The organism is Postechiella marina (assembly GCF_039538365.1).
Classification (GTDB): domain Bacteria; phylum Bacteroidota; class Bacteroidia; order Flavobacteriales; family Flavobacteriaceae; genus Postechiella; species Postechiella marina.
Map to the genome: position 1 here is coordinate 171515 of NZ_BAABCA010000002.1, position 25798 is coordinate 197312.

The following is a 25798-nucleotide window of genomic DNA, read 5'->3' on the forward strand; positions in this document are numbered from 1 at the left end:
TCAACTTAAAAACCTTTTATTTTTAATTCGTATCTGTCTTTCTTTTAGGCTAAATAGATTTACTTTTGTGCCTTAAAACCCCAACTTTTGAAAAACAATATTTACAAGGCGCATTTAGCGCTTTTGGGCGCTAACCTTATTTATGGCGCTAACTACATTATAGCAAAAGGCGTTATGCCAGATAAAATTAGTCCGTCTGCTTTCGTTTTTATTCGTTCTGCTTGTTGTGTTGTTTTATTCTGGACGCTTAAATTTTTATTTGTTAAAGAAAAAGTAAACCGCAAAGACTTTTTTAGAATTGCACTTTGTGGTTTACTAGGTGCTGCAGCCAATTTATTATTCTTTTTTCATGGTATTAATATGACTTCGCCTGTAGATGCCTCTATAATTATGACATCTACTCCTGTTTTGGTTTTTGTTTTTAGCTACTTTATTTTAAAGGAAAAACTTACAAAAAATAAATTAATAGGGACTTTAATTGCAGGTATTGCTGCTATATTTTTAATTCTTTATGGCAATAAAACTGCAGGAACAAGTTCTGTGCTTGGTAATTTTTTGGTGTTCTGTAATGCTGCTTCTTACGGATTATATCTTGTTTTGGTTAAAAACTTAATGAGCAAATACAACCCAATAACCGTAATATGTTGGATGTTTTTATTTGGTTTTATAATGATTTTACCTATTACCATAAAACCTATTATGCAAACTAATTTTGATGCTTTTACAACAAACACCTACCTAGTTATGGGCTATGTGGTGCTTTTTACAACCTTTTTAACTTACTTATTTAATGTTTACGCCCTTAAATATGTAACACCATCTGTTAATAGCAGTTATATTTATTTACAACCTGCCATTAGTTTTTTATTGGTAAGTATTTATGCTTTTGTTTTAATGAAAGAGGAATATGCGCAAGACATAAACCTAATTAAAGTGCTTAGTTGTATTATGGTTGCACTCGGGGTTTACATTATTAGTAAACCTGTAAAAAAAGCTAGTTAGCTTTTTAAAATTAAGAGATAACAACAACAATTTGAATATGTTTCGGTTTATTTAAATGCAGATTAACTATTCTTTATTATTTTTACACTATTAATCCTATTTACTTTATGAGTTCATCTTTTGAAAAACACCAAAAACGTCGTCTTATTTCATCGTATTTCTCGGTAGTTTTAAGTATTGCTTTGGTTTTGTTTTTACTAGGCTTATTAGGTTTATTAGTTTTAAATGCTAAAAAAGTATCAGACCATTTTAAAGAGCAGGTGGTTGTTACCATTTACTTAAAAGATTCTGCAAAAGATATTGAAACCAAACAACTAGAAAAAAGCTTGGCTATGGCTGAGTATGTAAAGTCTACCGAATATGTTTCGAAAGAACAAGCTGCAGAATTTATGAAGGCTGAAAACGGTGAGGATTTTATGGATTTTGTGGGCTACAACCCTTTACAGAATTCGATTGATGTGTATTTAAAAGCAGATTATGTAACTTCTGAACATCTTGAAAAGATATCGGCAGAAGCTACAAACAAAAACTTTGTTGAAGAGGTTAATTACGATAACGATCTTGTTAATTTAATGAATGATAATGTAAAACGTATTAGTTACTGGGTATTGGTAATTAGTGCTATTTTTACATTAATTGCTGTTTTATTGATTAACAGCTCGATTAGATTAGCAGTTTACTCTAAACGATTTACCATAAAAACCATGCAAATGGTTGGGGCTACAAAACGTTTTATAAGACGTCCTTTTGTTTGGAAAAGCGTTCGTTTAGGTATTATAGGTGCTATAATTGCACTAATAGGCATGGCCATTGTATTATATTATTTAAACAAAACCTTTGAAGAATTGGAGTTATTAAGTAATCCTATTTTAGTTATTCTTCTTTTTGTTTTTGTTTTTGCTTTAGGTATTATAATTACATGGATAAGCACGCACTTTGCAACACAGCGTTTTTTAAATTTAAAAACAGACGACTTATATTGATTACAAGAATTAGAATTCTATTAACGCTATTATTTTAAATAAATGCTTTAATTTGCATGCTTAGTTAAATAAATCATGGGAGAACAAAAACGAAAAGAAAACACAAAAGCAACCTTTGTATTTGGAAAGAAAAACTATAAATTTATGTTTATAGGCTTAGCTATAATTGCATTAGGTTTTATTTTAATGTCTGGTGGTGGCAGTGACGATCCTAATGTTTTTAATCCAGAAATTTTTAGCTGGAGACGTATTCGTTTAGCACCTACTTTAGTACTTATTGGGTTTGGCATTCAAGTTTACGCTATTCTTTTAAATCCAGATAAAGAATAAGGTATAGCCTTATAAATAAATGTTTAAAAAAGGAGCATGATTAAAAAATCATGCTCCTCTTTATATTTCTAAACTATATAACACTTTAAAAGTAAAAACCAAAAGTACCAGTAACTCCAAATTTTCTAGCCTCTGGATACAAATCTTTGTCTTTATAATTACCTCTAAAGTTAAAGTCTATTCTAAACACTTTAAAAATATTACCAATTCCGAAACCATACTCGTAATACGGTTTTTTATCTGGTGCTAATAACTGAATATTATTCGGGTTACTAGGCACATCGTTTAATGCTATATTTTTGTCTGATATTTCGCCCCAAACCCCTCTTACGCTTAAAATTTCTCTAAGATTAAGTTTTCTTAAAAATGGAACTCGTGAAAATAAACGTCCGTTAAAATTGTGTTCGAAATGTAAAGACGTATAAGTATCAGACACAAACTCGTAAAAATCTAACTGAGAAAAGGTATTATAAATAGAAAAATAAGATTGATTTCCTGGTATAACGCTTAGCAAACCTAATGGCACTTCTCCTATAGTTTTTCCTGCCTCGATAGTTGTTGTTAATCTCCCAAAACCTCCTAGTTGCCATGGCTGTATATAAGAGAACTGCAACTTAGTATAATCGAAATCTCCATTTAAAATATTTTTGTCGCCTCGACTTACTTGAGCAAAAATTCGAGCAAAATCATCGTTTGCCTCGCGACGCTCTACACCAAAGCCTGTCATTTTTCTACCAGGGAAATACGACATAGACAAAGAAGATTCAAACTGTTTAATTTCAGACTCAATGCCTGTTGGCGTATTATAATCTAGGCTAAATGTTGGCGATGCCGACTCTAATGTTCTGTAATTAGCATCTAACCTTATAACAAAGTTTCTAAAAGGCTCTGCCTCTACTGCCAAACTAGTTAAATTAATAGATGTTAGCTTATCGTTAGAGCTAGTACCTACCACAGACGATGATGCCAAACTACGCCCCAAAACATCGCTACTAGAAGTTAAACTCGCCCCTATTTGTTCTACATCGCGCCGGTTTCCTCCAGATATTATAAATCGGCTCTTTTTATCTAATAACCATTTACCAGAAATACCGTATTTAAATTTATCGTCTTTAAATCCGTAGGCTAAAAAGCCTTCTAATCGCCATAAATCGTTTCTTCCAAAATAAGTACGTCCACCGGTACGCAAACGTAACCCTTCAACTTCGTTAAATCCAAAGGTAGAAAAAATAGGTCCGTAATCTAAAGGCAGCGAATTAAACTCAATGTAACCAGACGATAAAATACTTCCTAAGTTATAAAGGCGTTTAAATTTTTTAACCGTTTTTAAGGTGTCTAGCATTTTATAAACCCCTTTTTCGTCTTTATTTAAAGCTTCTAATCGGTTGTTTGTCCAAAAGGCTTCATCTCTATCGTAAACGTCTTTATCGTAGTTATAGACTTCTTCATCATAGAATTTTTTATCTTTAACTTTATCAAACTCATAATTATCGAATAAAGTAGTACGCTTACCATAAATACCACGCGAACCTTCCTTTTTACTAAAAGCAAAGTCAGACATCATATAGTCTCGTTTTACTAAAAATAGTGAATCGTTTAAAACCTCAAATTCTTGTTCTATATAAATTTCTTTAACCCAGTTAATGTTGGCACTTTTTGATGCTTGTAGGTTAATCTCTTTTAAAGCGTATGTTGTATCGGCTACCCAAAAATCGCCTTTAAACGTTAATTCGTTTTTACGTCTTGGGTAATAAATAATGTTGTAACACCATTTATTATCTATATATGCACTATCTGAAAGTACATAGTTATACGTACTTATTCCTGTTTTTGATATAGGGCTAACAAAACTCTTATCGAAAAATTTTAAATAGTTATCGTAAACATTGTAGTCTGAATATAAATCGTCAACAAAATCGATAATGGTTTGATTGTCGCTAAAACCAGAATTTTTATTTCCTTTTAAAACCTCTTTTTTCTTGTTTAATTTATTATCGCCATAAACTGTTGAGGCTGCTTCGTTAATAAACATTGGCAAATAGGTTTTACCTGTAACTCGCGACGTATCTACTTCGCTAAAAACAAACTCCATTCCTCTAAAAAGCTTACTTTTTATAAGTGCACTATCTATGGTATTGATATCGAACTCTACTTTCTCGTATTTATCGTATTCATATTGGCTAACTTGCTTAAGACCGTTCTTTCTTTTATGCTCCCATATTTTACGAAGAATATCTATAGCTGGATTATTCTTTTTAGATTGCTTTCCAGAAACTATTAACACCGAGTTTAATTGCGCTGCTTCTTCTACTAGGGTAAATTTTAAATCGTAATTAACCTTTTTTTCTAAAGGAATATTTAAAGTTTGATAGCCTAAAAAAGAAACTGTTAGCCCGCTCCAAGTTTCGCTAGACTCTAAATAAAATCTTCCGTTTTCGTTAGTTATTGTACCTTCTGTAGAGCCTTTAAACAAAACATTTGCAAAAGACACAGGTTCGTTATACTCATCATACACATAACCGCTCACTTTAGTTTGAGCCATAACAGCAAGAGTATTAAGTAGTAATAGGGCAAAAAATATTTTTATCTTCATTTAAAAGACTCTCTAAATTTAATTGGCAAATGTAATTGCCTATTTATTTATATATATTTAAAAAACGTTAAGGTATTCTTTAAATACAAAAAAACTTCATCAACAATTATGCTAATGAAGTTTATATAACGTAAAAAACGTTAGTTTATTTGTACATCACCTTTTTTACCGCTTTTATAACATCGTCGCTATTTGGCAACCACTCTGCTAATAAAACTGGTGAATATGGTGCTGGTGTATCTGCTGTGTTTATTTTTACAACTGGAGCATCTAAATAATCGAATGCTTCAGACTGTACTAAATATGTAATTTCTGTAGATACATTTCCAAAAGGCCATGCTTCCTCTAAAACTACTAATCTGTTTGTTTTTTTAACAGACTCTAAAATAGCATTTCTATCCATAGGCTTTACAGTACGTAAGTCTATAATTTCGCAAGAAATGTTTTCTTTTGCTAACTCATCTGCAGCTTTGTAAGCTTCTTTAATTATTTTTCCAAAAGACACAATAGTAACATCTGTACCTTCGCGTTTAACTTCGGCAACACCAATTGGTAAAACATACTCTCCTTCTGGCACTTCGCCTTTATCGCCATACATTTGCTCACTTTCCATAAAAATAACTGGATCGTCGTCGCGAATAGCTGCCTTTAATAAGCCTTTAGCATCGTAAGGGTTTGAAGGCACAATAACCTTTAAACCAGGTGTATTAGCAAACCAACTCTCGAAAGCTTGCGAGTGCGTTGCTCCTAATTGACCTGCAGAAGCTGTTGGCCCACGAAATACAATTGGACATTTAAATTGTCCGCCAGACATTTGTCTTATTTTGGCTGCGTTATTTATAATTTGATCAATACCAACTAAAGAGAAGTTAAAAGTCATATATTCTACAATTGGTCTATTTCCTGTCATTGTAGAACCAACAGCAATACCTGCAAAACCAAGCTCTGCAATAGGTGTATCTATAACACGTTTTGCTCCAAACTCATCTAACATTCCTTTTGATGCTTTATAAGCACCATTGTATTCTGCTACTTCCTCTCCCATAAGGTAAACGCTCTCATCTCTGCGCATTTCTTCGCTCATCGCTTCGCAAATAGCTTCTCTAAATTGAATTGTCTTCATTTAAATATTTTTATTAGTGATGCAAAAATAGTAATTATTCACCACAATTAATGTAAAAACTTTATAACGAAAAAGATAAAAATTTACGCGTTTTGTTGTTTTATCTCTATTTTTTACAGCCATTTCTAGCATACATTTACTTTTTGTGCATTTTAACACTTATGCTTTAATTTTTGCAGACCCCTTTATATCACCCTATTAACATCCTAAAAAAGTAAAGCGAAAATTGAGGTTTTCAAAAAAAAAATAAAAATTTATTATGCATGCATAGTAAATATTCAAAATAAATATTTAACTTCGTTGCTCGAAAATAAGACATCTCAAAAGTAATCCCTTTTTTTGAGTTAAGAGAATAAAAACTACTTAATTTATTTAAAATGAATATATTAGTATGCATCAGCCACGTGCCTGATACCACTTCAAAAATCAATTTTGCCGATAACGACACCACGTTCGACACAAACGGCGTACAATTTGTAATAAACCCAAATGATGAGTTTGGTTTAACCCGTGCCATGTGGTTTAAAGAAAAACAAGGCGCAAAAGTAACCGTAATTAATGTTGGCGGTGCAGAAACAGAACCGACCTTACGTAAAGCATTAGCTATTGGTGCCGATACAGCAATACGTGTTAACACCGTTGCTACAGACGGTTTTACTGTAGCAAAGCAATTGGCCGATGTAATTAATAAAGGCGGATACGATTTAGTAATTGCAGGAAGAGAATCTATAGACTACAATGGTGGTATGGTACCAGGAATGATTGCAGGTTTAATTAACGCTAATTTTGTAAACAACTGTATTAGCTTAGAAATTGATGGTAATAATGCCACTGCAGCTAGAGAAATTGATGGTGGTAAAGAAACCGTATCTACCATTTTACCTTTAGTTATTGGTGGGCAAAAAGGATTGGTTGAAGAAAGCGATTTAAAAATACCAAATATGAGAGGTATAATGATGGCTAGAAAAAAACCATTAACGGTTATAGAACCTATTGAAAGTGCTGCAGAAACAACATCTGTTAAGTTTGAAAAACCTGCAGAAAAAGGTGCAGTTACATTAGTAAATGCCGATAATTTAGACGAGTTAGTTAACTTACTTCATAACGAAGCTAAAGTAATTTAACAACAAATTAAATAGGCACCAAACTAGCGTTTAAACGTCTTTTAAATTAACGGAAAAATTAACAAAGTTTCAGCTTTCGCAGAAATAAAAAATAAGAATATATTATGTCAGTTTTAGTATATACAGAATCAGAACAAGGAAAATATAAAAAAACAGCTTTCGAGGTTGCCTCATATGCAAAAGCTGTTGCTAACCAATTACAAACTACCGTAACAGCTATTTCTATAAATGCTGATGATACAAGCGCATTAGCAAGTTATGGCGTAGATAAGGTGTTAAAGGTAAACAATTCAGACTTAAACAACTTTAATGCCAAGGCTTACGCCGAAGCTATAAAACAAGCAGCAGATAATGAAGGTGCTAAAGTTGTTGTACTTAGCTCTAGCGCAGATAGTAAATATTTAGCGCCACTAGTAGCAGTAGGATTAAACGCTGGTTACGCATCAAATGTAGTAGAAACTCCTGCAAGTACAACTCCTTTTACTGTTAAACGCACAGCGTTTACAAATAAAGCGTTCGAACTTACACAAATTAACACAGATGTTAAAATAATTGGCGTTTCCAACAATTCTTTTGGATTGGTAGAAAATACTGGTAGCGCTGCTGCAGAAGATTTTTCGCCTTCTATTTCAAATATAGGTATTACTGTACAATCTGTAGATAAAGCATCAGATAAAGTATCTATAGCAGATGCAGAAATTGTAGTATCTGCTGGAAGAGGCTTAAAAGGTCCCGAAAACTGGGGTATGGTTGAAGAACTTGCCGAAGTTTTAGGTGCTGCTACTGCCTGCTCTAAACCTGTATCTGATTTAGGTTGGAGACCACATAGCGAACACGTTGGCCAAACCGGAAAACCTGTTGCATCAAATTTATACATTGCCATTGGTATTTCTGGAGCTATTCAGCATTTAGCAGGAATTAGCGCGTCTAAGGTAAAAGTGGTAATTAACACAGACCCTGAAGCACCTTTTTTTAAAGCTGCAGATTATGGTGTTGTTGGAGATGCTTTTACAGTTGTTCCAGAACTTATATCTAAATTAAAAGCTTTTAAAGCACAACAATAAATATTTTTTTATAAATTGTAGAAACAAAAAGGCTGTTAAAATTAGTTTTTTATTTATAAAACTGTATTATGCAGTTTGGTAAAGTCCTAATTTAAACAGTTCTTTGCGTTTTTATAAATTATGAGCTTAGTTAGATTAAATATAAAAGGAATTTCCTATAGCCAAACTCAAAATGGTGCCTATGCACTTATTTTAAACGAGCAAGATGGAGACCGTAAACTACCTATAGTTATTGGTGCTTTCGAAGCACAATCTATTGCCATTGCTTTAGAGAAAGAAATAAGACCTCCAAGACCTTTAACCCACGACTTATTTAAAAATTTTGCCGATAGGTTTGATATTGTTGTAAAACAAGTTATCATTCATAAATTGGTAGATGGTGTATTTTACTCAAGTTTAATTTGCGAGCGCGATAAAATAGAAGAAATTATTGATGCTAGAACAAGCGATGCCATAGCGTTAGCTCTTCGTTTTAATGCCCCAATATTTACATATAAAAACATACTAGACAAAGCAGGCATATACCTAAAAGTAGATCCTGAAACTGAAGATAATGAAAATGATGATGAAAACGATGACAGTATTCTTGTTGACGACTTATTAGCATCAGAACTTGAACCTACATCTACTTCAGAAAATTATGCCTCAAAAAGCACAAAAGAACTTCATAAATTATTAGAAGAAGCTGTTAATAATGAAGATTATGAAACTGCTGCTCATATAAGAGATGAAATTTCTAAACGTGAATAATATTCGCTCTAATTCTATACTATGAAAACCTTTTTTTTGTTTATCTCTGCTATATTTCTATTTTTTTCAACAAGTATTTTAGCACAAGACTTAGATAACAAAGAAATTATTGAGTCTACCTCAAACATAACAACAACACTAATAGATTCTAGTAAAACTTTTACTACGCCCTCATCAAAAACAGATAGTGGTGCTGTTAAAAGTAACACTTCGGCAAAAGCAAACACTGCAACAATAATACCTAGCCAAGGATTCACCATAAACAGTTTGTGGCGAGGCGCCTTAGGCATGTTTACCTTAATATTTATTTCGTACTTGTTTAGTAGTAACCGCAAAGCTATTGACTGGAAAATTGTTGGTATTGGTTTAGTTTTTCAACTTCTAATTGCTATTGGTGTTTTAAAGATTGAATTTGTAAAATCTATATTCGAATTTATTGGGGGCTTATTTATTGAAGTTTTAAATTATACAAGAGCAGGTAGTAAATTCCTTTTTGAAGGTTTAGTTGTAGACATGGATACTTTCGGGTTTATTTTTGCTTTTCAAGTATTACCTACAATTATATTCTTTTCAGCTTTAACCTCTGTTTTATTTTATTTAGGTATCATTCAAAAAGTAGTAAAAGCTATGGCATGGCTACTTTCTAAAGCTTTAAAAATATCTGGAGCAGAAAGTTTAAGTGTTGCCGGAAACATCTTTTTAGGTCAAACAGAAGCTCCGCTCTTAATTAAAGCATATTTAGAAAAAATGAATAAATCTGAAATGCTATTAGTAATGATTGGAGGTATGGCCACCGTTGCAGGAGCAGTACTAGCAGCATATATTGGTTTTTTAGGAGGCGATGACAAAGCCTTACAATTATTCTACGCTAAACACCTCTTAGCTGCATCGGTTATGGCTGCACCTGGAGCTATTGTAATTTCTAAAATATTATTTCCACAAACAGAAGAAGTAAATAATGATGTTTCTGTTTCTCAAGAAAAAATAGGAGCAAACATTCTAGACGCTATTGCTAACGGAACAACCGAAGGCTTAAAACTTGCTGTAAATGTAGGTGCTATGCTTTTAGTATTTGTAGCATTTATTGCCATGATAAATGGCATTTTAGGAGGTATTGCAGAATTTGACGGGTTTACTATTAAAAGCTTAAACTTAAGTTTACGTTTCACATCATTAAATTCTATAATCGCAGAAAACACATCTTATAATTCATTTTCACTAGAGTTTATTCTGGGTTACGCCTTTGCACCACTTATGTGGCTTATTGGAGTTGCTAAAGAAGATATGGCTTTAATGGGCCAACTATTAGGTATAAAATTAGCTGCGAGCGAGTTTATAGGCTACATACAATTAAGAGATTTAAAAGATGCCACTAACGCTATACATCTTAACTACGAGAAATCTATAATTATGGCAACTTACATGCTTTGTGGCTTTGCAAACTTTGCATCAATAGGCATTCAAATTGGAGGTATTGGTTCGTTAGCGCCTGGGCAAAGAAAGACCTTATCTAAATTTGGAATTAAAGCTTTAATTGGAGGAACCATTGCATCTTTAATTTCTGCAACTATTGCAGGTATGATTATTGGCTAATTTATAGTTAAAAACACACATAAAACAATTCAAAAAACTAAAATATCTGTAAGTTAATAACTTTTGATATCTATACATTACCCCAACAAATTAAAATATTTGTTTTTCTTTAAATTAGCTCTTAGAATGGGCTGAAGCTTATTTTAAACTATTAAACATAAAGTTCCTGCTCGGTCAGGAAAAAGCTTATGAAACAATATCACGACTTAGTAAAACACGTTTTAGAAAACGGAAACGAAAAAGGAGACCGCACAGGTACAGGTACAAAAAGTGTATTTGGGCATCAAATGCGATTTGATTTAAGCAAAGGTTTCCCTATGGTTACAACAAAAAAACTACATTTAAAATCTATAATTTACGAATTGCTTTGGTTTTTAAAAGGCGATACTAATACCAAATATTTAACCGATAATGGTGTTCGTATTTGGAATGAATGGGCTGACGAAAATGGAGATTTAGGCCCTGTTTATGGCCACCAATGGCGCAACTGGAATAGCGACGAAATAGATCAAATTAAAGATGTTATTCATACACTTAAAAACAACCCTAACAGTCGTAGAATGTTGGTTTCTGCATGGAACCCTTCAGTTTTACCCGATACATCAAAATCGTTTAGCGAAAATGTTGCCAATGGCAAAGCTGCACTTCCTCCTTGCCATGCCTTTTTTCAATTTTATGTAGCAAATGGCAAATTATCTTGTCAGCTTTACCAACGTAGCGCAGACATCTTTTTAGGTGTGCCATTCAACATTGCATCTTATGCTCTATTTACTATGATGATAGCTCAAGTTTGTGGTTACCAAGCAGGAGAATTTATTCACACTTTTGGCGATGCCCACATTTACAGCAACCATTACGAACAATTAGAACTACAACTATCTAGAGAAATAAGGCCATTACCAAAAATGATTTTAAATCCGGATATAAAAGATATATTCGATTTCGATTTTGACGATTTTACTTTAGTAAATTACAATCCGCATCCACATATAAAAGGAAAAGTAGCTATATAAAAAAAAGCTTTCTAATTATATTAGAAAGCTTTTTTTATATCTTAAAATGTTAATTACAAGTTAAGCACACCGTTATCAGCAGAAGCAAATTCGCTCCATGCATAAGCATCAGCAGCGTCATCATTTACGTAAGCACCGTCTACTACATATTTAAACTCGTAAGAGCTGTCTTTATCTAAATTAATAGTACCTTTAAACGTACCATTTTTCAACTTTTTTAACGGAGCAGCTTTAGTGTCCCATTCGTTAAAACTTCCTACTACTGATACTTCTTTAGCTTCTTCAGCAAGAATAGAGAAAGTTACTTTACAAATTGGTTTACTTTTTAAATATTGTTTTGAAATAGCCATAATAATTATGTTTGTGTTGTTATGTCGCAACAAATTTATAAAACAATTTGCTATACAAAGTGATAATAATCAGTTAACAACAAAAAATTATCAATTTGTTAATATAGACTTGTTTTTATTTGCTCTCTTAAAAAATTTATGAAAATTATTATTGAATTAACAATACAAAAAATGTGTTTTTCACTGATTTTCAAGCACTTTTATCATAAAGCACCTTTATTTCCTATCTTAAAATTCCATTCTAAAGATTCAGCAAAAAGCTTTAACTTTACATTCATTAATTACGCATATGTTCGGGAAGAAGAAAACAACAACTCCAATTGACAAAGATCAATTGGAACTTATAGAAAATGCACAAAAACGCATTAAACAAAAAAAGAGTTTATATATTCATTTTGTAATATTTTTAATTGGCGCAGTATTTTTAATACTAGCAAACACCGTATTAGGTATAGGCGAAAATTTCACCATTTTAGGTAAAGAATGGTTTTTGTACGCCATACTCTTGTGGTCTTTCTTTTTTATATACCACATTTTTAATGTTTTTATTACCCATAAATTTATGGGTAAAGCGTGGGAAAAACAACAACTAGAAAAGCTAGTTGCAAAGCAACAAAAGCGCATAGAAAAGCTAAAATCTAACCTTGTCAAAGAAGAAACAAAAATAGCAAAAAGTGACGTTTTTAATGCTACAACTAGCCTTAGTCAAAACACAACATCTAAAAAACATTCGCCAGAATTAACTATTATTGTTGCTGCAGCAGAAAATGATGCTATTGGAAAAGATAATAAGCTAATTTGGCATTTAGGCGATGATTTAAAGCGTTTTAAAAGTTTAACTAACGGGCACCATATTATTATGGGGCGAAAAACATTTGAGAGTTTCCCAAAACCTTTACCTAATAGAACACATATTGTTATTACAAGGCAAAGCGACTACCATGTTCCAGACGGTGTAATTGTTGTTAATAATTTAGAAGATGCTATAGACGCTGCTAAAAAAGACTCGCAACCTTTTATAATTGGCGGAGGCGAAATATACAAACAAGCCTTACTTATAGCAACTAAAATAGAGTTAACTCGAGTTCATGCTACTTTTGAAGCAGATACGTTTTTTCCAGAAATAGATACAAATATTTGGAAAGAAACAGCGAATACTTTTCATCCTAAAGACGAAAAACACAAACATGAATTTTCGTTTTTAACTTATGAGCGAGCCCACTAATTATAATTATTTTTATAAAGTTAAAAGCTAGAGCTAGAGCTTACTCTATTTTCTACAAACCAAGACACTTATGTTTTGGCTTGTTGCCAATATATTTACAACATCTATCGCTATTTTCATTAATTTTGCAGCATGGTAAAAGAGATACAACTTCGTATTACACTTAAAGAAGAAGAGCGTAGCGATATTTTAGTTATAAAATCGGCAATAAAGTTAGACATAGATAAAGAAGATATTACAGGCGTAAAAGTACTTCGCAAATCTATTGATGCTAGAAAACCTAAAATAATTTTAAATTATAAGGTTGCGGTTTATATTCGCGAAGCATTACCAAAATCGTCAGAATATACGTTTAAATATAAAGATGTTTCTAAATCAAAACCCGTGCATATAATTGGCTTCGGGCCAGCCGGTATGTATGCTGCATTACGTTGCATAGAACTAGGCTACAAACCTATTGTACTAGAACGCGGTAAGAATGTACAAGACCGACGTCGCGATTTAAAAGCCATAAACCAAGATCATTTTGTAAACGAAGACTCCAACTATTGTTTTGGAGAAGGTGGCGCAGGAACTTATAGCGATGGCAAACTTTATACCCGAAGTTTAAAGCGTGGCGATGTGCGTAGAATATTCGAAAATCTAGTATTTCATGGTGCTACCAATCAAATTTTAATAGATGCACATCCACACATTGGCACCAACAAATTACCAAAAGTAGTACAAAACATTCGTGAAACTATTTTAAATTATGGTGGAGAAATTCATTTTGAAACCCGTGTAGTAAATTTTAGCATTAGTAATAACAAAATACAAGCCATTCAATTAAAAAATGGCGACGAAATGACTGCCAATCGTGTTATTTTAGCAACAGGGCATTCTGCTAGAGACATCTATTACTTGCTCCACAATAAAGAAATAGCTTTAGAGGCCAAATCTTTTGCCATGGGTGTTCGTGTAGAGCATCCACAACATATTATAGACTCTATTCAATACCACTGTAGTGGCGAGCGCAACTCTTTATTACCTGCAGCATCCTATGGTTTGGTACACCAAGTTAATAATCGTGGCGTGTATTCTTTTTGTATGTGTCCTGGCGGATTTATTGTACCTGCAGCCACAGCCAATGGCGAGGTGGTTGTAAACGGTATGTCTCCATCCAAAAGAAATAATTTGTTTGCTAATTCTGGAATAGTTGTAGAAATTAATGCAGAACAAGATTTACGTAAATACGAAAAATTTGGCGTTTTAAAAGGGTTAGAGTATCAAAAGAATTTAGAAAAATTAGCTTTTACAGCTGGCGGACGTAGCCAAGTAGCTCCAGCTCAACGACTAATCGATTTTGTTGAAGGAAACTTATCCAATACATTAAACCCTACATCTTATCAACCTGGTTTAAACTCTTCTCCACTACATTCTTTATTACCTAAATTAATAGGTAGCAGATTGCGAAAAGGTTTTCAAGCCTTTGGACAAAAAATGAAAGGATATTACACTAACGAAGCAAATATTGTTGGTGTAGAATCTAGAACATCTTCTCCTGTTAGTATTCCAAGAAATGAGCAACTAGAACACCCTCAAATTGAAGGTTTATTTCCTTGCGGTGAAGGTGGCGGTTATGCTGGAGGTATTATTTCGGCTGCTATGGATGGTGAACGATGTGCAGAGGCAGCAATAATAGGATTGTAAACATAAACCTAAATATGTGTTTTTATGACTGAAAAAGAAAAAATGATTACTGGTCAATTATACACCCCTGAAGACCAAGTTCTAGTTGAAGATAGGCACAAAACAAGGCTATACCTAAACAAAATAAACACACTTAGCATTGACGAAAAATTAGAACGCAATAGCATAATAGGTCAATTAATTCCAAATACAGGAGATAAACTATATATAGAACCTCCTTTTTATTGCGATTACGGTTACAATATTAAAATAGGAAACAACGTATACATGAACTTTAATTGTTGTATTCTAGATGTATCTACCGTAACCATTGGAGACAACTGTATGTTTGGACCTAACGTTCAAATTTACACTGCAACTCACCCTTTAGAGTTTAAAGCTAGAAATAGCGGAAAAGAATTTGCCAAAGCCATAACCATAGGAAAAAATGTTTGGATTGGAGGGAACGCAACCCTTTGCCCTGGCGTAACCCTTGGCGATAATGTGGTTGTTGGCGCTGGTGCAGTGGTTACAAAAAGTTTTCCTAACGATGTTTTTATAGCAGGAAATCCTGCTAAAATTATTAAAAACATTGATAATAGGTAATAATTCTTATTTTTGCAGCACTAAAAAAAGAACACACATGAAAGCATATATATTTCCGGGTCAAGGCGCCCAATTTTCAGGAATGGGTTTAGATTTATATGAGAACTCATCTTTAGCTAAAGATTTGTTTGATAAAGCTAACGATATTCTAGGTTTTAAAATTACAGACATTATGTTTAATGGCTCTGCAGAAGACCTTAAAGAAACTAAAGTAACACAACCTGCTATATTTTTACATTCTGTAATTTTGGCAAAAACTTTAGGAGACAGCTTTAAACCAGATATGGTAGCAGGGCATTCTCTTGGAGAATTTTCTGCATTAGTAGCCAATGGCGCTTTAAGTTTCGAAGATGGCTTAAAACTAGTTTCTCAACGTGCTCTTGCCATGCAAAAAGCTTGCGAGTTACAACCTAGTACTATGGCTGCGGTTTTAGGACTGGAAGATGCTATTGTAGAAAAAGTATGCGAAACAATAGAAGGTGTTGTTGTTGCTGCAAACTATAATTGCCCAGGGCAATTAGTTATTTCTGGAGAGGTTGAAGCCATTAACAAAGCTTGCGAAGCTTTAAAAGAAGCTGGCGCTCGACGTGCCTTAGTTTTACCTGTTGGTGGTGCTTTTCACTCACCTCTAATGGAGCCTGCTAGAGAAAAACTAGCTGCAGCAATAGAGAACACAACATTTAGCAAACCAAACTGCCCTATTTACCAGAATGTAACAGCTAGCCCTATTACAGATGAAGCAGAAATAAAAGCTAATTTAATTTCGCAACTAACTGCTCCAGTAAGATGGACACAATCTGTGCAACAAATGATTGAAGATGGCGCAACATTATTTACGGAAGTTGGACCAGGCAAAGTATTACAAGGCTTAGTAAAAAAAATTAACAGAGCATCTGAAACAGCATCTGCAACTTTTGAAACAAATAGTTAAATGAAATTATCTCGTCGAACTATTTTTATTAGTATTACCATATTAATAACTGTACTTTTAGATCAAGTATCGAAAATTATGGTAAGAAAGTATGTAGACCCTAAAAGCGTTTCAGATATTATAGGAAGCATTTTAACGCTTCATAATGTAGAAAACACAGGTGCCTTTTTAGGTATGGGTAGCGACTTAAACCCTACTCTAAAACTTATATTGCTTCTTATTTTACCTGTAGTAGTTTTAGGTTTTGTTTTGCGTTATGTTTTTAAAGATAAAAGCTTAGACAACTGGTCTCTTTTTGCTTTCGCTAGTATTATTGGTGGAGGAATAGCTAATGTTTACGATCGTTTTGCTTATGGCTCTGTTACAGATTTTTTACATTTAGATTTTGGAGGTTCATTAAGAACAGGTATTTTTAATATGGCCGATTTATCGGTTACCACCGGAATGATTATTCTAGTATTTGCTAGTTTTAAAAAGAAAAAGGAAAAAGAAGCTTAGAGGTTATTAAAATATATTTTATAAAAAAAGGTTGCTAATTTTTTAGCAACCTTTTTTATATTAGATAAAAGCTTTTAAATTAATTATTTTCTGCAGCTCTTACTTTTTGCTCCCATTTCCATGCAGAACTCATGGCATCATCAAGAGACAGTTCTGTTTTCCAACCTAATTCGTTATTCGCTTTATTAGTATCTGCGTAAGCAGAAATAATATCACCTTCGCGACGCCCTACAATTTTATAATTTAGCTTTTTACCAGAAACTTTTTCGAAAGACTTAACTACTTCTAGCACAGAACTACCTTTACCTGTTCCTAAATTAAAAGTCTCGTAATTGGCTTTGTTTTTATTTTGAAGTAAACGACCTAAAGCAATAACATGTGCTTTGGCTAAATCTACAACATGAATATAATCGCGTATACAAGTTCCGTCTGGCGTTGGGTAATCTTCTCCAAAAACAGATAATTCGTTACGTAAACCTATTCCTGTTTGCGTTATAAATGGCACTAAGTTTTGAGGAACTCCAATAGGTAATTCTCCAATTTCTACAGACTCGTGTGCTCCTACTGGATTAAAGTAACGTAAAGCGATTGCCTTTAAGTTTGGAGATACTTTACAAGTATCGCTTATAATTTCTTCTCCTATTTGCTTAGTATTTCCGTATGGAGACTCTGCTTGTTTAACTGGTGCGTTTTCTGTAATAGGCAATTCATCGGCTTGACCATAAACCGTACAAGACGAGCTAAAAATAAAGCCTACAGCAGGTAATTTCTTTAACTCTTTAAGAATATAAACTAACGTACTAATATTGTTTTCATAATACAATAAAGGCTCTTTTACACTTTCTCCTACTGCTTTACTTGCTGCAAAATGAATAACACCTTTAATATCGTTATGCTTAGCAAAAAAAGCTTCAACTTTATCTTTTTCTTTTAAATCTAACTTTTCAAAAATTGGTGTTTTACCAGTAATTGCAGTAATACCATCTAATACTTTTTCTGAAGAATTTGATAAATCATCAATAATAACAACTTCGTAGCCTTCATTTTGTAATTCTACAACGGTGTGCGATCCTATAAACCCTAATCCACCTGTAACTAATATTTTATCCATTTATAAATGTTTTTACTTTTGATGTTATATATTCTATTTGTTCGTCATCTAGTTCGGTATGCATTGGTAACGAAATAACTTCTTGTATAAGTTGGTTTGTAACTGTAAAATCGGCTTCATTATAACGCTCATCCATATAAGCTTTTTGTCTGTGAAGCGGTATTGGATAATATACACCACATGGTATATCGTTTTCATTTAAAAACTTAACTAACGCATCTCTATCTACACCATTAACCTTTAATGTATATTGGTGAAACACATGGCAATCGCAAGTATCGCAGAGAGTATCACATGTATTAGGTATTTTTGGTGTTATTATACTATCTATATTTTTAAAAGCTTCATTATATTTTCTAGCAGCTGTTTGCCTAGCCTTATTGTAAGCATTTAAATACGGTAGTTTAGCATCCAAAACAGCAGCCTGAATACTATCTAATCTAGAATTTACACCAACAACATCATGATGATAACGCTCGTACATACCGTGGTTTACTATGCCTCTTATAGTATGAGCAAGAGCATCATTATTAGTAAAAATAGCTCCACCATCTCCATAACAACCTAAGTTTTTAGAAGGAAAAAAAGATGTTGATCCTACATCTCCTATAGTTCCTGCCTTTGCTTTAGTGCCATCTTTATAAGTATAATTAGCGCCTATAGCCTGGGCGTTATCTTCTATTACAAATAAATTATGAGTTTTTGCAATATCCATAATGGCCTCCATATTAGCACACTGCCCAAATAAGTGCACAGGAACAATAGCTTTTGTTTTTGGAGTAATTGCTTTTTTTAGAGCTTCGATATTTATATTAAAATCGTCTGGATTTACATCGACTAATACAGGTGTTAAATTTAACAACGCAATAACCTCTACCGTTGCAGCAAAAGTAAAATCGGCTGTAATAACCTCGTCTCCAGGTTTTAATCCTAATCCCATCATTGCTATTTGCAAAGCATCGGTACCGTTTGCACAAGGTATTACATGTTTAACATCTAAATAGGTTTCTAAATTTTTCTGAAACTCGTGAACTTTAGGACCGTTAATAAACGCAGTTGTTTCAATAACCTCTTGTATTGAAGGATTTACAACATCCTTAATTTGGTTATACTGACCTTTAAGGTCTACCATTTGAATTTTTTTCATCTAAAATAATTACAGACTAAGTAAGCTAATAAGTTAAACTTTATAGTCGATTTTAATGAATACCCACAGCGGGTTATTAATTAACAAAATTACAAAATTACATGTTGCCAAACAATGAAACTTTTATGAATAATTAAAGTTTGAAGATGTATTAGTTTAAAGAAATGTATTTTTGCAACAAAAAAATATAGTGCGCTTAATTTACAACTTAGGAATTCTTCTTGCTCATTTTATTTTAAAATGCACTGCCCCTTTTAATTCAAAAATTAAATTAGGAGTTATTGGAAGAAAAAAAACCTTTAAAACTTTAAAACATAATATTTCGAAAACCGATAGAACGCTTTGGTTTCACTGTGCTTCTCTAGGTGAATACGAACAAGGCTTGCCTGTTTTTAAAGCTCTAAGAAACAAATACAAAAACCATAAAATAGTATTATCCTTTTTTTCTCCTTCGGGATATGAAATTAGAAAAAATACAGAGATTGCAGATGTTGTAGTTTACCTGCCTTTAGATACTAAAAAAAACGCAAATCAATTTTTAAACTTAATAAAACCAGAACTTACTGTTTTTGTTAAATACGACATCTGGCCAAATATTTTAAACGAACTAAAATTGCGTGGCTATAGAGCCATTTTAATATCTGCTGCTTTTAGAAAAAACCAATCGTTCTTTAAATTTTATGGTAGTGAATTACGAGCTGCTTTATTTTCGTTCGAGCATATTTTTACTCAAAATGAAAATTCAAAAAACTTACTAGAATCTATAAACTATAAACATGTAACGGTTACGGGCGATACACGCTTCGACCGAGTTTTTAGCCAGCTAGAACAAGACAACACCCTAGATTTTATTCAAGAATTTAAACAAGATAATATTTGTATAGTAGCTGGTAGTACATGGCCTGAAGGCGAAGCTCTTTTTGTAAATTATATAAACACTCAAGCCTCAAAAAATACTAAATATATTATTGCCCCGCATAATATAAAGCATACTCAAATACAACAATTAAAAAACAGTTTAGAAGTTAAAACTGTGCTATTTTCAGAAAAAGACACTGCTAACATAAAAAACGCTAAGGTCTTTATAATTGATACTATTGGATTACTTACAAAAATATATAATTATGCAGATTTAGCCTATGTTGGTGGCGCTCTTGGTAATACCGGATTGCATAATACCTTAGAGCCTGCTGTGTTTGGTGTTCCTATAATAATAGGTAATAACTACAATAAATTTCCAGAAGCTATAGATTTAATTAAAAATGGGGGTATGTTCTCCATTTCTAATCAAAAAGAATTTAATTTAATTTTAAATGAAATGATTGAAAATAAGACTCGTAGAGAATCGACGGGTATTAAAAATTTAGAATTTATAAAAAAAAGCAAAGGTGCTGTCATCCAAATTATTAATTACTTACGTATATAGACTGAATTTTAATTGTCTTAAAAAAATTAGAATTCAAAAAAAGATACAGTTTAGTCTTTAATATACTATATTGTTCTAACTTAAATAATTAACACTAAAAACACACAAAATGAAAAAATTAGTATTAAGTACAGCGCTTTTATTAGCTTTGAGTATTTCTTTAACTTCTTGTAGAGATGAAGTAAAAAAAGCAAGTTCTGGTATTGAAAATGCAGCAAACAATGTAAAAGACGCTGCAAATGATGCTGTAGATGCTGCTGGTGAAGCTGCCGAAGCTACATCTGAAGCTGCATCTAACGCTGCAAACAATGTAAAAGATGCTGCAAACAACGCTGTAGACGCTGCTGGGGAAGCTGTAGATGCTGCCGGTGAAGCTGCTGAAAAGGCTGCAAACGATGTAAAAGATGCTGCCGATAAAACCGTTAACGGAGCAAAAGATGCAGCAAATAATGCTGCTGACGCAGTAAAAAAAGAAGCTGATAAACTTAAAGCTGCTCACTAAGCTTTATTATTTATTTTATAATTTATACCACCTCTTGTAGGTGGTTTTTTTATGCTTAAAACTTAAATACACCACGCCACTATTTTTCTTTAAAAGAGATATTAAATATTTATCCTATCTTCAATACTTGAATTAATCAACCAACACTAAATTAAAAATGAGAGTATTTCAAAAAATTTTAGCGCTTTTATTAATTAGCGCTTCCATGGTTTCGTGCGAAACAAAACAAGAAAAGAAAACCGAAAAAAAACGACCTAACATTCTTTTTATCATGTCAGACGACCATGCCTACCAAGCCATTAGCTCGTACGATAAAAATTTGATAGAAACCCCAAACATTGACAGGTTAGCTAAAGAAGGCATACAATTTAACAATGCTAGTGTAACAAACTCAATTTGCGCCCCTTCAAGAGCAACAATTCTTACTGGCAAGCATTCGCATATTAATGGTAAGATAGACAACCTTGGTAATTTTGATCAAAAACAAACCATTTTACCACAACTTTTTCAAGAAGCCGGTTATCAAACAGCCATGTTTGGTAAACTACACTTTGGCAACAACCCCAAAGGTGTAGACGACTTTATGATACTGCCAGGACAAGGCAGTTATTTAAACCCACAATTTGTGGGTAAAGACATCGACACAACCATAACAGGCTATGTAACCGATATAATAACAGACCTTACCCTAAACTGGCTAAAAACTAAACGAAAAAAAGAAAAACCTTTTATGCTTTTTTATCTACACAAAGCACCACATAGACCTTGGTGGCCCAGAGCCGATAAGTTTGCTGAGTTTAGTAAAAAAACCTTCCCGGAGCCTTCTAACTTATTTGATGACTATGCCACTAGAGGTTCTGGAGTAAGAAATTCTGAAATGAATTTACTTAACCACATGCATTACGCATACGATAGCAAAATTCGTCCAGAAACATTAAAAGAAATGGGAGAAGTTCTACCAGTTGTAACAGGTAAAACGCTAAAAACGTTTACAAAATGTTATTACGATAGAGCTAATGCTGAGCAAATGAAAAAATACGATCCTATTCTTGACTCTATTAACACATGGTTTAAAACAAATTGGCCAAAGTTGAATGATACTGAAAAAATGAAATGGAAATATCAACGCTACATGCAAGACTATTTAGGTACTATTTCTTCTGTAGACGATAACATTGGGAGAGTTTTAGACTATTTAGACGAATCCAAGCTAACCGACAATACCGTAGTTATTTACACTTCAGATCAAGGATTTTATTTAGGAGAACACGGTTGGTTTGATAAACGCTTTGCCTATAACGAATCGTTTAAAACACCTTTACTAATAAGATGGCCAAATCAAATAAAGCCAGGAACAACAGAGGAAGAAATGGTTCAGAATCTTGATTTTGCTCAAACTATGCTAGAAGCTGCAGGTATTGCTCAACCAGAAGACATGCAAGGTGAGAGCTTAATACCGTTACTTAAAGGCCAAAAAGATAAATGGACCCGGGATGCTGTTTATTATCAATACTACGAACCAGGTGCTCATAATGTACCACCACATTATGCTATAATAACTAAGCAATACAAATTAATTCGTTATTACGGTCCAGAAGAGTATTGGGAATTGTTTGATCGTTTAAAAGATAAACAGGAAATGAATAACGTATACGATAATCCAGAATACGCTCAGATAATAAAAGACCTGAAAATTAAACTTAAAGATTTAAGAAAAGCGTATAAAAACACAGACGATCTAGACCAACAGCTTTTCGAAAAATCTACCCAAACATATTTAAGTAAGCAGTAGCAATTCTAGTAATTTTAAAACATAAAAAAAGCCTTTACAAGAAATCTTGTAAAGGCTTTGTACTGAAGACGGGACTTGAACCCGTACGTCCTAATGGACATTGGATTTTAAGTCCAACGTGTCTACCAATTCCACCACTTCAGCATTGGTATATTTTAAGAAAGTCTCAGAGCGAAAGACGGGATTTGAACCCGCGACCCCCACCTTGGCAAGGTGATGCTCTACCCCTGAGCTACTTTCGCAGTTTTTTAATGAACTTGCAATATCGCTATTGCGGATGCAAATTTAAGACTTTTATTGAATAAAAAAAGCCTTTTTTAAAAAATTATAAATTTTATTTTTAATCGCGCTTTTTCTTAACCAACATCCTCTTAATTTCATTCAATTTCATAAGCGCCTCAACCGGTGTAAGTGTATCAATATCAGTACGTAATATTTCCTCCTTAATATTTTCTAATAAAGGATCGTCTAAATTAAAAAAACTTAGCTGCATTTCGTCTTTTATCGATTTCACCTTATCTGTAAGCTCTTCACTAGAATGAGATTTCTCTAATTTCTTTAAAATGGTGTTTGCTCTATGCAAAACTTGTTGTGGCATTCCAGCCATTTTTGCAACGTGAATACCAAAACTATGCTCGCTTCCTCCTTCAACTAGCTTTCTTAGAAAAAGCACATTATTTTTCAATTCTTTTACAGATACATTAAAGTTTTTTACACGACCAAAAGTTTCTGTCATTTCGTTAAGTTCGTGGTAGTGGGTAGCAAATAATGTTTTTGGCTTGGCAGGATGCTCATGTAAATATTCGCTAATAGCCCAAGCTATAGAAATACCATCGTAAGTACTTGTACCTCGACCAATTTCGTCTAGCAACACCAAGCTTCTATCTGATATATTATTAAGAATAGATGCTGTTTCGTTCATTTCTACCATAAAGGTCGATTCGCCCATCGATATATTATCGCTCGCCCCAACTCTAGTAAAAATTTTATCTACCAGACCAATTCTGGCTTCTTTTGCAGGTACAAAACTTCCTATTTGAGCCAACAATACAATTAAGGCTGTTTGGCGTAAAATAGCAGACTTACCAGACATATTTGGCCCAGTAATCATAATTATTTGCTGTGTTGTTCTATCTAAAAACACATTATTAGCTATGTAAGCTTCGCCAATGGCGAGTTGCTTTTCTATAACAGGATGACGCCCATCTTTAATATCTAAGTCGTAAGAGTCGTCTAAAACTGGATATACATAACCATTATCTTGTGCCAATTGCGCAAAACCACACAAACAATCTAATTGTCCAATTAAATACGCATTTTGTTGTACTGCTTTAATGTATTGATTCATCCAAACCACTAAATCTGCAAACAATTGCTGTTCTATAGACTGAATTTTATCTTCGGCTCCTAAAATCTTAGCTTCGTACTCCTTAAGTTCTTCAGTAATATAACGTTCTGCATTTACCAAGGTTTGTTTACGTATCCACTCTTCGGGCACTTTATCTTTATGGGTGTTTCGTACTTCAATATAGTACCCAAATACATTGTTCGATGCTATCTTTAAAGATGTAATTCCTGTACGCTCACTTTCGCGCGCTAACATGTTATCTAGATAATCTTTTCCAGATTTAGATAGACTTCGCAACTCATCTAGCTCCTCCGAAAACCCATCAGCAATACTATTACCCTTTAATACATTTACAGGTGCATCTTCATTTATAGTTTGCTTAATTTTAGCACGAAGTACATCGCAGCTTTGTAATGTATCTCCTATAATTTTAAGCGAATCGTTATCGCAATTTGATGCTAATGTCTTTATAGGTACAATAGCTTCCAAAGAGTTTTTAAGTTGAATAACCTCGCGCGGATTTACCTTAGTTGTAGCCACCTTAGATATTAATCGCTCTAAATCTCCAATACCTTTTATATGGTTTTGAATGACTTGATGTATACTATTATCTTTGGCAAAAAAATTAACAACTTCGTGGCGCTGTTTAATTTTATCTACATTTTTTAAAGGTAAAGCCAACCAACGCTTTAACATCCTTCCACCCATAGGCGAAATAGTTTTATCTATAACATTTAAAAGAGTTACTGCGTTATTGTTGGTAGAATTATAAAGCTCTAAATTTCTAATAGTAAATTTATCCATCCACACATAGTCATCTTCAGCAATTCTAGAAATTGCGGTAATATGTTGCAATTTATTATGTTGTGTTTCCCCTAAGTAATGCAATATAGATCCTGAAGCAATTATACCTTCATACAAATCTTCTATACCAAAACCTTTTAAAGTTTTAGTGTTAAAATGCTTTATAAGAGTTTCGTATGCATAATCGGTTTGATACACCCAATCTTCTAAATAAAAGGTATGAAAATCGTCGCCAAAAGTATCTGCGAATAACGTTCGCTTTTGTTTAGATACCAAAACTTCACTCGGACTAAAATTCTGCAACAATTTATCAATATACTCAGCATTACCTTGCGAGGTCAAGAACTCGCCTGTAGAAATATCTAAAAACGAAATGCCTATGTATTTTTTATCAAAATAAACCGAACATAAAAAGTTATTAGATTTAGACACTAAAACCTCGTCGTTAAGTGCTACACCCGGTGTAACCAATTCGGTAACCCCACGCTTTACTATGGTTTTTGTTTGCTTTGGGTCTTCTAATTGGTCGCAAATAGCTACACGCTCGCCTGCTTTTACAAGTTTAGGCAAATACGTGTTTAACGAGTGGTGCGGAAAACCAGCCAACTCTATTTCGCTAGGACTTCCTGCGCCTCGTTTTGTTAAAATAATACCTAAAATACCTGCTGTTTTAACTGCATCGCTTCCAAAGGTTTCGTAAAAATCGCCAACTCGAAACAATAAAAGTGCATCAGGATACTTTGCTTTAATAGCATTGTATTGTTTCATTAACGGAGTTTCTTTTTTTGCTTTTTTCGCCATGTATTTGTTTTTCA

The 25798-nt window shown here is 33.2% G+C and carries 22 protein-coding genes and 2 tRNA genes; 16 read left to right on the top strand and 8 right to left on the bottom strand.

Going from position 1 to position 25798, the window contains the following annotated elements:
• Positions 1-87: 87 nt before the first annotated feature.
• The 3 genes from ABD715_RS04560 (at position 88) to ABD715_RS04570 (ending at position 2315) form a co-directional block, all read left to right on the top strand.
• The gene (locus ABD715_RS04560; RefSeq protein ID WP_344786916.1) at positions 88-1002 is read left to right on the top strand and encodes a DMT family transporter; all 915 of its coding nucleotides are present in this window, start codon (positions 88-90) and stop codon (positions 1000-1002) included.
• A 107-nt stretch (positions 1003-1109) separates the two neighbouring features.
• A complete protein-coding gene (locus ABD715_RS04565) occupies positions 1110-1985 on the top strand; it encodes a cell division protein FtsX (RefSeq protein ID WP_344786917.1) in 876 nt (291 codons plus the stop codon).
• A gap of 75 nt (positions 1986-2060) precedes the next feature.
• Positions 2061-2315 (top strand): DUF3098 domain-containing protein, encoded by a 255-nt coding sequence (locus ABD715_RS04570; RefSeq protein WP_344786918.1) that lies wholly within the window; start codon positions 2061-2063, stop codon positions 2313-2315.
• Positions 2316-2400: 85 nt separating this feature from the next.
• Here ABD715_RS04570 and ABD715_RS04575 read toward each other — a convergent pair whose 3' ends face one another.
• Positions 2401-4908, bottom strand: coding sequence for a DUF5686 and carboxypeptidase-like regulatory domain-containing protein (locus ABD715_RS04575; protein ID WP_344786919.1), 2508 nt, complete (start codon positions 4906-4908; stop codon positions 2401-2403).
• 145 nt (positions 4909-5053) lie between these two features.
• The gene (locus ABD715_RS04580) at positions 5054-6031 is read right to left on the bottom strand and encodes a pyruvate dehydrogenase complex E1 component subunit beta (protein ID WP_344786920.1); all 978 of its coding nucleotides are present in this window, start codon (positions 6029-6031) and stop codon (positions 5054-5056) included.
• Between the two features lie 377 nt (positions 6032-6408).
• Here ABD715_RS04580 and ABD715_RS04585 point away from each other — a divergent pair, with 377 nt between their 5' ends.
• The 5 genes from ABD715_RS04585 (at position 6409) to ABD715_RS04605 (ending at position 11575) form a co-directional block, all read left to right on the top strand.
• Positions 6409-7155, top strand: coding sequence for an electron transfer flavoprotein subunit beta/FixA family protein (locus ABD715_RS04585; protein WP_344786921.1), 747 nt, complete (start codon positions 6409-6411; stop codon positions 7153-7155).
• Between the two features lie 104 nt (positions 7156-7259).
• A complete protein-coding gene (locus ABD715_RS04590) occupies positions 7260-8219 on the top strand; it encodes an electron transfer flavoprotein subunit alpha/FixB family protein (RefSeq protein WP_344786922.1) in 960 nt (319 codons plus the stop codon).
• A 120-nt stretch (positions 8220-8339) separates the two neighbouring features.
• Positions 8340-8969 carry a bifunctional nuclease family protein gene (locus ABD715_RS04595; RefSeq protein ID WP_344786923.1) on the top strand — a complete coding sequence of 210 codons (630 nt, stop codon included), beginning with the start codon at positions 8340-8342 and terminating at the stop codon, positions 8967-8969.
• A gap of 21 nt (positions 8970-8990) precedes the next feature.
• Positions 8991-10562, top strand: a complete 1572-nt coding sequence (locus tag ABD715_RS04600) for a NupC/NupG family nucleoside CNT transporter (protein ID WP_344786924.1) — start codon at positions 8991-8993, stop codon at positions 10560-10562.
• Between the two features lie 188 nt (positions 10563-10750).
• Entirely contained in the window at positions 10751-11575 is an 825-nt protein-coding gene (locus ABD715_RS04605) for a thymidylate synthase (RefSeq protein WP_344786925.1), read from the top strand.
• Between the two features lie 53 nt (positions 11576-11628).
• Here the strand turns inward: ABD715_RS04605 and ABD715_RS04610 are convergent, their stop codons facing one another.
• Positions 11629-11925, bottom strand: coding sequence for an isoamylase early set domain-containing protein (locus ABD715_RS04610; RefSeq protein ID WP_344786926.1), 297 nt, complete (start codon positions 11923-11925; stop codon positions 11629-11631).
• Positions 11926-12214: 289 nt separating this feature from the next.
• On the opposite strand from ABD715_RS04610, the gene ABD715_RS04615 reads away from it, so the two are divergent.
• The 5 genes from ABD715_RS04615 (at position 12215) to lspA (ending at position 16853) form a co-directional block, all read left to right on the top strand.
• Positions 12215-13150 (top strand): dihydrofolate reductase, encoded by a 936-nt coding sequence (locus ABD715_RS04615; RefSeq protein WP_344786927.1) that lies wholly within the window; start codon positions 12215-12217, stop codon positions 13148-13150.
• A 132-nt stretch (positions 13151-13282) separates the two neighbouring features.
• Entirely contained in the window at positions 13283-14839 is a 1557-nt protein-coding gene (locus ABD715_RS04620; RefSeq protein ID WP_344786928.1) for an NAD(P)/FAD-dependent oxidoreductase, read from the top strand.
• 24 nt (positions 14840-14863) lie between these two features.
• Positions 14864-15424, top strand: a complete 561-nt coding sequence (locus ABD715_RS04625; RefSeq protein WP_344786929.1) for a sugar O-acetyltransferase — start codon at positions 14864-14866, stop codon at positions 15422-15424.
• A 37-nt stretch (positions 15425-15461) separates the two neighbouring features.
• A complete protein-coding gene (gene fabD / locus ABD715_RS04630; protein ID WP_344786930.1) occupies positions 15462-16355 on the top strand; it encodes an ACP S-malonyltransferase in 894 nt (297 codons plus the stop codon).
• Positions 16356-16853 carry a signal peptidase II gene (gene lspA / locus ABD715_RS04635; protein ID WP_344786931.1) on the top strand — a complete coding sequence of 166 codons (498 nt, stop codon included), beginning with the start codon at positions 16356-16358 and terminating at the stop codon, positions 16851-16853.
• A 79-nt stretch (positions 16854-16932) separates the two neighbouring features.
• On the opposite strand, the gene galE is transcribed toward lspA, so the two are convergent.
• Together galE and ABD715_RS04645 are read right to left on the bottom strand one after the other, a co-directional pair.
• Positions 16933-17964, bottom strand: a complete 1032-nt coding sequence (gene galE, locus ABD715_RS04640) for a UDP-glucose 4-epimerase GalE (protein ID WP_344786932.1) — start codon at positions 17962-17964, stop codon at positions 16933-16935.
• Positions 17957-19111, bottom strand: a complete 1155-nt coding sequence (locus tag ABD715_RS04645; protein WP_344786933.1) for a DegT/DnrJ/EryC1/StrS family aminotransferase — start codon at positions 19109-19111, stop codon at positions 17957-17959. Before ABD715_RS04645 ends, galE begins: the two co-directional genes overlap by 8 nt.
• A 172-nt stretch (positions 19112-19283) precedes the next feature.
• Between ABD715_RS04645 and ABD715_RS04650 the strand changes: the two genes are divergently transcribed.
• The 3 genes from ABD715_RS04650 to ABD715_RS04660 all read left to right on the top strand — a co-directional run bounded on the left by ABD715_RS04650 (position 19284) and on the right by ABD715_RS04660 (position 22831).
• Positions 19284-20537 carry a 3-deoxy-D-manno-octulosonic acid transferase gene (locus ABD715_RS04650; RefSeq protein WP_344786934.1) on the top strand — a complete coding sequence of 418 codons (1254 nt, stop codon included), beginning with the start codon at positions 19284-19286 and terminating at the stop codon, positions 20535-20537.
• A 109-nt stretch (positions 20538-20646) separates the two neighbouring features.
• Positions 20647-21039 (top strand): hypothetical protein, encoded by a 393-nt coding sequence (locus ABD715_RS04655; protein WP_344786935.1) that lies wholly within the window; start codon positions 20647-20649, stop codon positions 21037-21039.
• Between the two features lie 157 nt (positions 21040-21196).
• On the top strand, positions 21197-22831 hold the full coding sequence (locus tag ABD715_RS04660; RefSeq protein WP_344786936.1) for a sulfatase family protein: 1635 nt from the start codon (positions 21197-21199) through the stop codon (positions 22829-22831).
• A 60-nt stretch (positions 22832-22891) separates the two neighbouring features.
• On the opposite strand, the gene ABD715_RS04665 is transcribed toward ABD715_RS04660, so the two are convergent.
• From ABD715_RS04665 to mutS, 3 genes are all read right to left on the bottom strand, one after another.
• Positions 22892-22975, bottom strand: a tRNA-Leu gene (locus tag ABD715_RS04665).
• Positions 22976-23001: 26 nt separating this feature from the next.
• Positions 23002-23073, bottom strand: a tRNA-Gly gene (locus tag ABD715_RS04670).
• A 98-nt stretch (positions 23074-23171) separates the two neighbouring features.
• Positions 23172-25784, bottom strand: a complete 2613-nt coding sequence (gene mutS / locus ABD715_RS04675) for a DNA mismatch repair protein MutS (protein WP_344786937.1) — start codon at positions 25782-25784, stop codon at positions 23172-23174.
• Positions 25785-25798: the final 14 nt, after the last annotated feature.

Coding starts and splice junctions, on each gene's coding strand:
- ABD715_RS04645 (WP_344786933.1), bottom strand. CDS start 19,111: ATGAAAAAAATTCAAATGGTAGACCTTAAAGGTCAGTATAACCAAATT.
- ABD715_RS04655 (WP_344786935.1), top strand. CDS start 20,647: ATGAAAAAATTAGTATTAAGTACAGCGCTTTTATTAGCTTTGAGTATT.
- ABD715_RS04580 (WP_344786920.1), bottom strand. CDS start 6,031: ATGAAGACAATTCAATTTAGAGAAGCTATTTGCGAAGCGATGAGCGAA.
- ABD715_RS04625 (WP_344786929.1), top strand. CDS start 14,864: ATGACTGAAAAAGAAAAAATGATTACTGGTCAATTATACACCCCTGAA.
- ABD715_RS04570 (WP_344786918.1), top strand. CDS start 2,061: ATGGGAGAACAAAAACGAAAAGAAAACACAAAAGCAACCTTTGTATTT.
- ABD715_RS04660 (WP_344786936.1), top strand. CDS start 21,197: ATGAGAGTATTTCAAAAAATTTTAGCGCTTTTATTAATTAGCGCTTCC.
- mutS (WP_344786937.1), bottom strand. CDS start 25,784: ATGGCGAAAAAAGCAAAAAAAGAAACTCCGTTAATGAAACAATACAAT.
- ABD715_RS04615 (WP_344786927.1), top strand. CDS start 12,215: ATGTTCGGGAAGAAGAAAACAACAACTCCAATTGACAAAGATCAATTG.
- ABD715_RS04585 (WP_344786921.1), top strand. CDS start 6,409: ATGAATATATTAGTATGCATCAGCCACGTGCCTGATACCACTTCAAAA.
- ABD715_RS04610 (WP_344786926.1), bottom strand. CDS start 11,925: ATGGCTATTTCAAAACAATATTTAAAAAGTAAACCAATTTGTAAAGTA.
- galE (WP_344786932.1), bottom strand. CDS start 17,964: ATGGATAAAATATTAGTTACAGGTGGATTAGGGTTTATAGGATCGCAC.
- ABD715_RS04600 (WP_344786924.1), top strand. CDS start 8,991: ATGAAAACCTTTTTTTTGTTTATCTCTGCTATATTTCTATTTTTTTCA.
- fabD (WP_344786930.1), top strand. CDS start 15,462: ATGAAAGCATATATATTTCCGGGTCAAGGCGCCCAATTTTCAGGAATG.
- lspA (WP_344786931.1), top strand. CDS start 16,356: ATGAAATTATCTCGTCGAACTATTTTTATTAGTATTACCATATTAATA.
- ABD715_RS04605 (WP_344786925.1), top strand. CDS start 10,751: ATGAAACAATATCACGACTTAGTAAAACACGTTTTAGAAAACGGAAAC.
- ABD715_RS04590 (WP_344786922.1), top strand. CDS start 7,260: ATGTCAGTTTTAGTATATACAGAATCAGAACAAGGAAAATATAAAAAA.
- ABD715_RS04620 (WP_344786928.1), top strand. CDS start 13,283: ATGGTAAAAGAGATACAACTTCGTATTACACTTAAAGAAGAAGAGCGT.
- ABD715_RS04575 (WP_344786919.1), bottom strand. CDS start 4,908: ATGAAGATAAAAATATTTTTTGCCCTATTACTACTTAATACTCTTGCT.
- ABD715_RS04565 (WP_344786917.1), top strand. CDS start 1,110: ATGAGTTCATCTTTTGAAAAACACCAAAAACGTCGTCTTATTTCATCG.
- ABD715_RS04595 (WP_344786923.1), top strand. CDS start 8,340: ATGAGCTTAGTTAGATTAAATATAAAAGGAATTTCCTATAGCCAAACT.